At 62.8% G+C, this 8,179-nt stretch carries 6 protein-coding genes and 1 pseudogene; 1 reads left to right on the plus strand and 6 read right to left on the minus strand.

Features of this window, described 5'->3' with window-relative positions; genetic code table 11:
- Positions 1-118 precede the first annotated feature (118 nt).
- The 3 genes from CCN44_RS19700 to CCN44_RS19710 form a co-directional block, all read right to left on the minus strand.
- The gene (locus tag CCN44_RS19700; RefSeq protein ID WP_143649857.1) at positions 119-1,783 is read right to left on the minus strand and encodes an AIPR family protein; all 1,665 of its coding nucleotides are present in this window, start codon (positions 1,781-1,783) and stop codon (positions 119-121) included.
- 100 nt (positions 1,784-1,883) lie between these two features.
- Positions 1,884-2,594: a PaeR7I family type II restriction endonuclease gene (locus CCN44_RS19705; RefSeq protein ID WP_158103123.1), complete on the minus strand. Its 711-nt coding sequence runs from the start codon at positions 2,592-2,594 to the stop codon at positions 1,884-1,886.
- A 13-nt stretch (positions 2,595-2,607) separates the two neighbouring features.
- The gene (locus CCN44_RS19710; protein WP_086698437.1) at positions 2,608-4,248 is read right to left on the minus strand and encodes an Eco57I restriction-modification methylase domain-containing protein; all 1,641 of its coding nucleotides are present in this window, start codon (positions 4,246-4,248) and stop codon (positions 2,608-2,610) included.
- A 178-nt stretch (positions 4,249-4,426) separates the two neighbouring features.
- Here CCN44_RS19710 and CCN44_RS19715 point away from each other — a divergent pair, with 178 nt between their 5' ends.
- Positions 4,427-5,605 (plus strand): serine hydrolase domain-containing protein, encoded by a 1,179-nt coding sequence (locus CCN44_RS19715; protein ID WP_143649859.1) that lies wholly within the window; start codon positions 4,427-4,429, stop codon positions 5,603-5,605.
- Positions 5,606-5,851: 246 nt separating this feature from the next.
- Here the strand turns inward: CCN44_RS19715 and CCN44_RS44075 are convergent, their stop codons facing one another.
- The 3 genes and pseudogenes from CCN44_RS44075 to CCN44_RS19730 form a co-directional block, all read right to left on the minus strand.
- Positions 5,852-6,328, minus strand: coding sequence for a hypothetical protein (locus tag CCN44_RS44075; protein WP_143649861.1), 477 nt, complete (start codon positions 6,326-6,328; stop codon positions 5,852-5,854).
- 500 nt (positions 6,329-6,828) lie between these two features.
- Positions 6,829-7,626 carry a DUF1963 domain-containing protein gene (locus CCN44_RS19725; RefSeq protein WP_086698440.1) on the minus strand — a complete coding sequence of 266 codons (798 nt, stop codon included), beginning with the start codon at positions 7,624-7,626 and terminating at the stop codon, positions 6,829-6,831.
- 74 nt (positions 7,627-7,700) lie between these two features.
- A pseudogene (locus CCN44_RS19730) lies at positions 7,701-8,179 on the minus strand (LysR family transcriptional regulator); the annotation flags it as partial.

Consider the following 8,179-nt stretch of genomic DNA (forward strand, 5'->3'; position numbering starts at 1 on the left):
GAGTTGTACCTAACCCACTGCCCAACCGGACCAGGCCACAGCATGCTCACCTCAGCAATCCAACCGCTGACACTTCCCGACGAGATGCCCGGCCTTTCCGCCTTCGACTAATTGCAGATCAGCTCTTTAGCCCGGCGCGCTGGAGCAAAACTGTGATCCTCGACTGGTTCTTAAAAACGTTTCCCGGATAAGCGTTAGCAGGAAACGCCCCCACCAGAGCCCTGAGGTATCCGTTAACCTGCGGTCCTAGACCTGCCAACACCGGTTCCAGATCGGTGTCGGGATCTTTCAGGAAGGCGTCGCCGAGCTTCCGCATCACCAAGTGCGCAACGACTCTCCTTCCGTGCACTGCAATGCCAGCCTCTGCGCCATCACGCTCACGCTCAACCTTGTCCAGCAAAGCATCGACGACGGCCGTTATGCGCACGGCCCGCATGAGCCTCAGGGGGTCCGTCTGCGGATTGAAAAGTGAACGATAAACGGACGGTTCCGAGAAAAGGCGAGATACCTCCCGCTTTGCAATGACCGCGTGAGACAGGGCAGGAGAAGCACAAGCCAGGGCTACCGCCGCCTGGCGCACTTCGATAACCTTTTCAGGATCCTTCGATTTGGGCCTTTCGGCTGAGCGCAGAATATATTCATACCCAAGGACCTGAAGTTCGCGCACAAGACGATGCTGCTGCTGGTCGAGGAAGGCGAAGTCCTGGCTGGATACTTCGTTCTGTGTGTTGGCATACCGAGTGATACGACGCCCTAGTTCATCTTCTTCCTTCGGAACTTCGATGCAACGCACAAGAACAAAGGCATTCCCCAAGTTCGGTTCAAACTCAGTGCCAAGAGCAGACCCCAGGGTCGATACTGTCTGCGCGCCGTTAACAATGCTTGCACCGGTCAGCTTGAAGAAGCCGACGTCTCGATTCAGCGCCCCGCCTGGCCCGATCTCAATTGCCTCCGCTAGCATGGTGATCCCATTGTTGTAGAAAGCGAAACGCTCGGGCTCAGTATGAACCGTTTGAAGAATTCCGTCATTAATGTCGGAACGCGGGATCACCACACGGATATTCTCCGCAAAAAGATCGGATCCGTTGACCTTGAACCAGCTGGCGATTTCGGCGGCGCTTACACGACCGTAGTACATCTTGTGAGGTTCTGAAGCACGACCCCAATCGAGCATTTGCAGTTCGATGTCAACGGAAGGTCGCGCGTGCTCGGAGATCGAGTTGAAGAGTTCGGCCTGTGCGAAATGAACATGCGAGGCTAGGGGCTCGGTGCCCTCTAGGTCGTTTAGCTGGTCCAATAGCTCTGATACAGGCTCCTCCACATCCGGCGCCAGTGGGTCGATAGCCGTTGTTACAGTTACGAGTCGGATACGGGCACCCGGTGTCTTCAAGAGATCTCGGACTGCTGTCTTGGTCTCCTCGGAAGCGTGTGCAGGCTCATCACCCGCTCTCATACCAAGCAAAGCCTTAACGCCCTGGAGGAACTTCAATACGTCACCCAGCGCCATGGAACCGTTGCCATCCTGACGCCACTTAGACTGCACAAAGACAACCAATTTAGCCGTTAGATCTACACCAATAGCATCGATCCCACGATCTTTAGTGCCGTCCGTGATTTCGAGGATCCGCTGCGTTCCGTCAGCCGGCCCAAGAACGAGATGCACGGCATGGAGTGCTAGAAGCCTTGACAAGTTGTTTACATCGTCCAGGCCCTCCCTCCAGTTTCCTTCCTCATGAAGAGTCCGCACGTGCGTCTCAATTTGACTGACGTGAAACTTACTCACTGATGCCCCCTCAGCAACGCCATGAAAGCTTGATGAAAGTTTCAGGTTTCGGTCGTCGCCTCAGGCTGGGCAACTAGCCGACTGCGATGTTGGCGTATAACTACGCAAGTCCCTGAATGTAGGCAATCCGCCCGGCAATCGCTGCCGTGAGGTTTCGGGTCGACACTTCGGGAACCGGCTCCTCATGGATGCCTTCACCTTTGACCGAAGTGATCAGGCATGCCGCATCGTAGAGCCGTTCGCGCACAAGTCGCTCGAACAGCAGCTGATAGCGGCGGACGTAGGAAGAGTTGTCGAATTCAGGGTCAGTCCGGTACAGCGGCGTCCCATGATCGCGGACGATAGTGGTTGACTTTGGTGCATGCTCTATGACAAATACAAATCCCAACCACGGCTTAAAGGGGCCCAGGAGGCCACCTTCATAGGCACGCCAGAGGTCTACAGCATTACCGATCGCCTCTTCGGTCCGGTTATTGAAGTTATTTCCGAACGACCCAACCTGAGATTTGCATTCGATCGCAGCAACAAGGATTCCATTGTATGTGACGACAATGTCCCAGTTCTTCGCGCGTCGATAGAATCCGGGCAGTGGGATGATTCCGGACTGTCGGACTTCCGCGCCCATAGCTTTGAGGGATGCAAACTCGTTTGCAATCAAGTCTTGGAGCGCTGAAAGATGGAGCCCGCCGGTGACGCTTCCACGCGTTCCAGCGTCGACCTTGCCAGTGTCGATCTGCTTCTGGCTTTGGAGATCGCGGCCGTTCCAGAAAGCCTTAATGGCGGCGTTGTAATCCTCGAACGTTGCGGCCACTAGGGCTGCCCCCTCAGAGTTCGTACTCGACAAGATCAATACCGTAAGCGTCTGCGGCTGCTTGTGTGGCCGCATCAACATCTCGGTTTCGGAACGCCAAGATCAACGCCTCCCGTGTGACAGGAGTGATGTCATCGGGCCTAGGCACGCGGATTCTCTTGAGGTATTGAGCTTGGAACCGCAGGGTTCCACCACGCATACGCACACAATAGGCCTCAATAAAGGCTTGGGCGACGCGAGACAGCAGTAGCCCACCCAGCACTTCCAAGTCCCAAGTTTGCGACGTGATGTAGTACAGGTTGTGATGCGGGTAGTGGCCGCCGCTCTCCAGGACCGGGTGAATCGTTGATTTCATGTCCTGGAGAAGGAGTTTAGGCGTGTGAATGAGGTCTGGCTGAACCTTATCAATGGTGCGGTACCAAGAATCGGGATTACGCTTGGCAACGAAGCGATTTCGGACACCTGGATGACGCGCTAGATATGCGGCCATCCGCGGGTAATCAGCCAGCGGCACCAAGGAGCCGTCGTTAGCCCACGGGTTGACCAGATAGTTCCCCTGCCACTTGAACTCGCCCGTGGTTAGATCGCGGCGCATGGCCAATGGGAGGATCCGGTCAGGCTCTGCGACGCTCGGATCCTTCGTGATGAACACCTTGTCCGCGCCCGTTGCCACGCCGATTGAAACCTTGGTCCCGTTCTTCGGGTCATGTAGAGGCTCGAAGTGGTCGTTGAGTAGTTCGATCAGCGCCAGCCGCGCAGGGGAACCAGTCGGCCAGAGTTCCCCGCCTTCGAACCAGTGCGGCAGGCGATGAGCCTTCACGCCGAGGTCCGAGAAATCATTGAGCGATTCGTCCTGAGCGGCCTTCCTCAGCCCAACGGCACTAGCGGCGTTGAATTCCTTCGTGGTCTCAGCAACGACGGCCGATGCCTGGCTGTGATTGCCAAGCACCATGATCGCCGGGTACGCCGATACTTGGGCTTCGAATGCATCGACGTCATGCATTGTCCAAACATGGTTCACTGCGTAGTTACGGGCCACTAGAGCTCGAAGCTCAGCACCGTACTGGTTCCGCATCCATCGGTCAGCGCAGATAAAACCAACTTGCCCGTCGGGCTTTAGCAATCGAAGGGAGCGCTCAATGAACCCGACGTAGATGTCACCCCGGCCACGCATCGTCGGCCAGGTTTCGCGGTAACGGGTGGCGAGCTCATCTGGGAGGTCGTCGTAACGGATATAAGGTGGATTGCCAATCACAACATCGGCAGTGCGTTCATCAGTATCGCAGAGCAGGAAGTCAGCGTGCTGTACCCACGCTTCAACTAGAGCATCGGCGGTGCTAGCGGATGCGCCGGCGGAGATAAGCAGGTCACGACAGACGAGACGCGAAGCTCTAACATGATCGGCCTGTAGATCGTACGCGCGAATCGAGTCGCGAAGGGTTCCCAGGTCGCGCCCATGTGCTGCTGCACTCGCCAGTAGGCGTTCGATAGCCGGACCAAGGAAGGCGCCTGAGCCGCATGAGGGCTCCACCAAGCGCAGTGCCCCAAGGTCACGTTCGGCCGTATACGCAGTCAGGTCGAGCAGGGTGTCAACGACCCATCGTCGGGTGAATACCTCACCGTAGCTCTGCGTGTAGGGCGCCTCAACTGTCACCCTCTTACCTTAGTGGTCACTGGGAGTGGTACTGCGGTCAGCGTCACCGACTGACCCACGGCTACGCGCCTCCTCCTGGCATCTGCGGTCCCTGTTGCCCTTCCAGCCGCCACGTGTGGCACCTGTGCGCCTGACGGAAGTATCCCTACGCCCCTGCATTCCGACCCGCGAGGTGCCCATGAGACTCGTGCCAGCCCTGGCCGCCGCCTGTGCCACGGCCGTGCTGACCACCGCCGCTCCCGCCTTCGCCGCCGTGCCGCCCACCGATCCCGGCACCCGTGCTGTCGCCGTCGCTGTCAGACCCGGGCACGAGGCCATCCGGCAGGAGCTGGACGAACTCCTGTCGACCGGCACGCCAGGGGCGCTGGCCGTCGCCGAGGACTCACAGGGCGCCTCGTACGCCACGGCGGGCACGGCTGTGCGCGGGGCGTCGGTCGCCCCCATGCCCGAGCATCGCTTCCGTGTGGGCAGCGTCACGAAGATGTTCACCGCCACCGCCCTTGTCCAACTGGCCGCCCAGGGGCGCCTCCGCCTGGACGACTCGGTCGACCGCTGGCTGCCGGGCCTGGTGCGGGGCAACGGCAACGACGGCCGGAACATCACACTGCGTCAGCTGCTGAACCACACCAGCGGGCTGTACGACTACACCTCGGATCCGGACTTCCTCCGCTCTCATCTGACCGGTGAGAACTTCCTGCAGCACCGCTTCGACCGCTTCACACCGCAGCAGCTCATCGCGATCGCACTCACCCACCGCCCGCACAACGCGCCCGGCAAGGGCTGGCACTATTCGAACACCAACTACGCCCTGGCCGGGCTCGTGATCGAGAAGGCATCCGGCCGCTCCTACGCCCAACAGCTCCGCCGCACCATTCTCGAACCCCTCGGTCTGAACCACACCACCGTCCCGCACACCTCCGTCGAGGTGCCCACACCCCACCTGCACGGCTACTCGAAACTCGGCGAGAACGGCTCCTCGGCCCCCGTCTACGACGTCACGCGAATGAGCCCCACCGTGCCGAACGCCGCCGGCGAGATGATCTCCACCGCTCCCGACCTCAACCGCTTCCTCGGCGCGCTGATGACGGGCCGCCTCGTCCCTGAACCGTGGCTGCGGCAGATGCGCACCGCAGTGCCGCTCAGCGACGAACTGTCCTACGGGCTCGGCCTGCTGGCCCGCAAGCTGCCTTGCGGGAAGACGGTGTGGGGCCACGGCGGGCAGATCCAGGGGTATCTCTCCTACGCTGCGGCAACCGCCGATGGCGCGCACCGCGCCGCGGTGGTCGTCAACTCCGACTGGCCCGACTCGTCCCGCCTGGACCGGGTCCTGGACGTCGAGTTCTGCCAGACCTCATAATCCGTCGCCGCACACGTCTGGCCAGAAGTCGTGGCCGTCACCGGACGCCTTGCTCGGGCCCTGGTCGCGGACGATCCGGGGGGGACTTGCCGTGCTGCTCGGCAAAGAGGCCGAGTCATCCCCGTGCCAGGTCGTGCGGGGAATCACGGGGGAACACTGAGGATCAGGGCGACGGACGTCCCGGCTCTGGCATCGCTTCACCGCGGCTCAGTCCGGGTGCCTCCCCAGATGCCCTAGCCTCCCAACCTATGGCGCAGTGTCGTCTTCAGTGACGCGCAGGTCTTCACGCATACGCGCCCGCAGCGCAGCAAGAGCAGCGTCATAGGTGTGGCGCCCTTCCAGGTACACGGGATCAGTGACCAGGACTCCTTCCATCACCCGATCGCGGAGGTCACGCAGACGGCGGAAGGCATCCTCCGAGGCTTCTACGACGCGGCTGGGCGCGCTGATGGTCATCTGATATCTCAGTCCGATGCACGGCCCGAACGCTTCGCGAGCTGTGGCACGGCGCGTCGAGAGATCCATGTCCGGGTCACGAGCAACGTTGCCGCAGGCATGACGGGACTCGGACAGACCGGCCAGGTAGTCCCCATACAGGGCACGACGCGCTTGCGTATCACGATCTGAGCGCTCCCGCTTCCACCGTTGCCGGTCCAGCAGCATGGCGGATCCTGTGGCGATCGCCGCGCCAGCTATGGTGCTGATCAAGGTGAACCACTCCATGGACCGACCGTAGCCACTGGTACGCGTACGTCGGCCGCGCGCCACAAGCGCACGGGAACGAGCGGGAACCACGGGGAAGGCAGTCGAGTCCCCAGAAGCCACCCACAGCCCAGCCGTTCGTCCAGTTCAACGGCAAAACCGGCGCCGGGCGCTCGCAGCTTCTCAAGCCGATGGGGTCAACGCGACAGGCGGTCGGTGCCAGCGGCCACTGCTCACCGGCACCTCCCGGTGTCCGATCCACCAGGGGCCGTGGTCCCCGTACGGCGTGGCCCAGCGCACGGAGAAGGAAGCCAAGGAGAAGAAGCGCAAGATCCGCCGGAAGCGCTAGCTTCAACTGACATCCACAGGTGACATCAACAGCACCAGACGCAGGCTTCCATGCACGGTCTGTCTCGTACGACTCGACCGCGTGTGGGCGCCTGCGAGCCCTGCCCGGGGCGATACGGGAAAGGCCACAATCGTGGTCCCGAGCCTTGGGTGTCTGCCTGCTGCGCGAGGGATCAGCAGCAGAGAGCCTGTGCCACCGCCCGGCCGAAGTCACCGGCCGCGAGGGCCTTGGCCGGGATCGTGTAGTACAGCGTGCCGGCGTCGCCCCAGCCCCAGCCGAGTTCGGTGTCCTCGGCGAGCTGGAGCAGGTGGACGGCCGGGCCGTCGGCGTCGCGGGACGACACCTTGAGCGTGTGCGAGGTGTCCGGCCAGCCGAAGGCGCAGTGGCTGCCGGCGGTGTTCCCGTCGAGGTCTCCCATCTCGTGGAGGATGAGTGATGCTGCGCCCCAGTGCTGGTCCCGGTCGAAGTCCACGTCCTCGTCCTCGACGTCCCAGCAGTCCGGGAGCATGGTCACCTCGGCCGCGTGGACGGGTACGGCCGGGTAGGTTCTCGCCGGTTCGGGGGCTCTCGTCTCGACTGCCCGTGCCGGGTCGGCCGGGATGACGCGGTGGGCCCCGGGGCTGGAGATGTCCAATCGGCGGTACTCCTCGTACGGCAGGTCCGGGTCGAGGGAGAAGAAGTTGAGCAGGCCGGGCCGTATGGGCAGTTCGTCGCCGAGCCAGGCAGCCAGAGCGTCGGTGTCCAGCACGGCGTGCAGGGACAGCGGAACCCCGTCCTGTTCGGGCCAGGAGGTTCCCGGTTCGAGGAGGGCGGGCCCACCGAGGCGGCAGCGGCCAGTGGCCTGGAGGGGTCCCGCTGGGCGGACCAGCTGAAAGCCTCGGCGGGCCATGGCGGCGAACTGCCGGCCGGCCTTCTCGCCGAGCCGTTCTGCGCATACGCGGCTCAAGCCGGCGGGGTCGTCGAACTGCATGCCGGGATTTTTTCAACCTCCGGTCGGGCTTCGGTACCCCGGGGAGACTCTTGCCTTCCTGCGGGCGCCGCGCTTCACGCCGGCAGGCTCCGCCACGGTGTCGCCCAGGGCGGCGTCCAGGTTCCCGCCGTACCCGGGACCGGTGTTGTCGTCGTGAGGTGGGTGCGGAGGGTGGTCAGGGCGGGGTGGGGGTTGTGCCGGTGCCAGAGGAGGGAGTGAGGGTAGACGGGTGTCGGGTCGGTGACCGGGATGCGGCGCAGGCCGTGGCCGGCGGGCCAGACGAGGCGGGTGTGCTCGCCCATGAAGGTGGCCAGGGCCGGGGTGTCGGCCACGGTGTCCAGGAGTGCGTCCGAGCCGAAGTTGGGGCCGGTCGCCTCGATNNGCCGGGGACGATGCCCGGCATCCAGATCCGGTGTCCGACGAGCTGGGCGACGGTCACCGACCGGGCGTTCGCCAGGGCGTGGGCGGGGCCGGTGAGGAGCTGGAGCGGCTCGTCGAGCACCCGGACGGACTCGATGTCCTCCGGCAGGGGCCGGCCGGGCGCGGCGACGGC

This window comes from Streptomyces tricolor (genome assembly GCF_002155905.1).
Classification (GTDB): domain Bacteria; phylum Actinomycetota; class Actinomycetes; order Streptomycetales; family Streptomycetaceae; genus Streptomyces; species Streptomyces tricolor.

Excerpts from the sequence above, each read along its gene's own strand:
- CCN44_RS44075 (WP_143649861.1), bottom strand. The coding sequence starts at position 6,328 with ATGGAGTGGTTCACCTTGATCAGCACCATAGCTGGCGCGGCGATCGCC.
- CCN44_RS19725 (WP_086698440.1), bottom strand. The coding sequence starts at position 7,626 with ATGCAGTTCGACGACCCCGCCGGCTTGAGCCGCGTATGCGCAGAACGG.
- CCN44_RS19715 (WP_143649859.1), top strand. The coding sequence starts at position 4,427 with ATGAGACTCGTGCCAGCCCTGGCCGCCGCCTGTGCCACGGCCGTGCTG.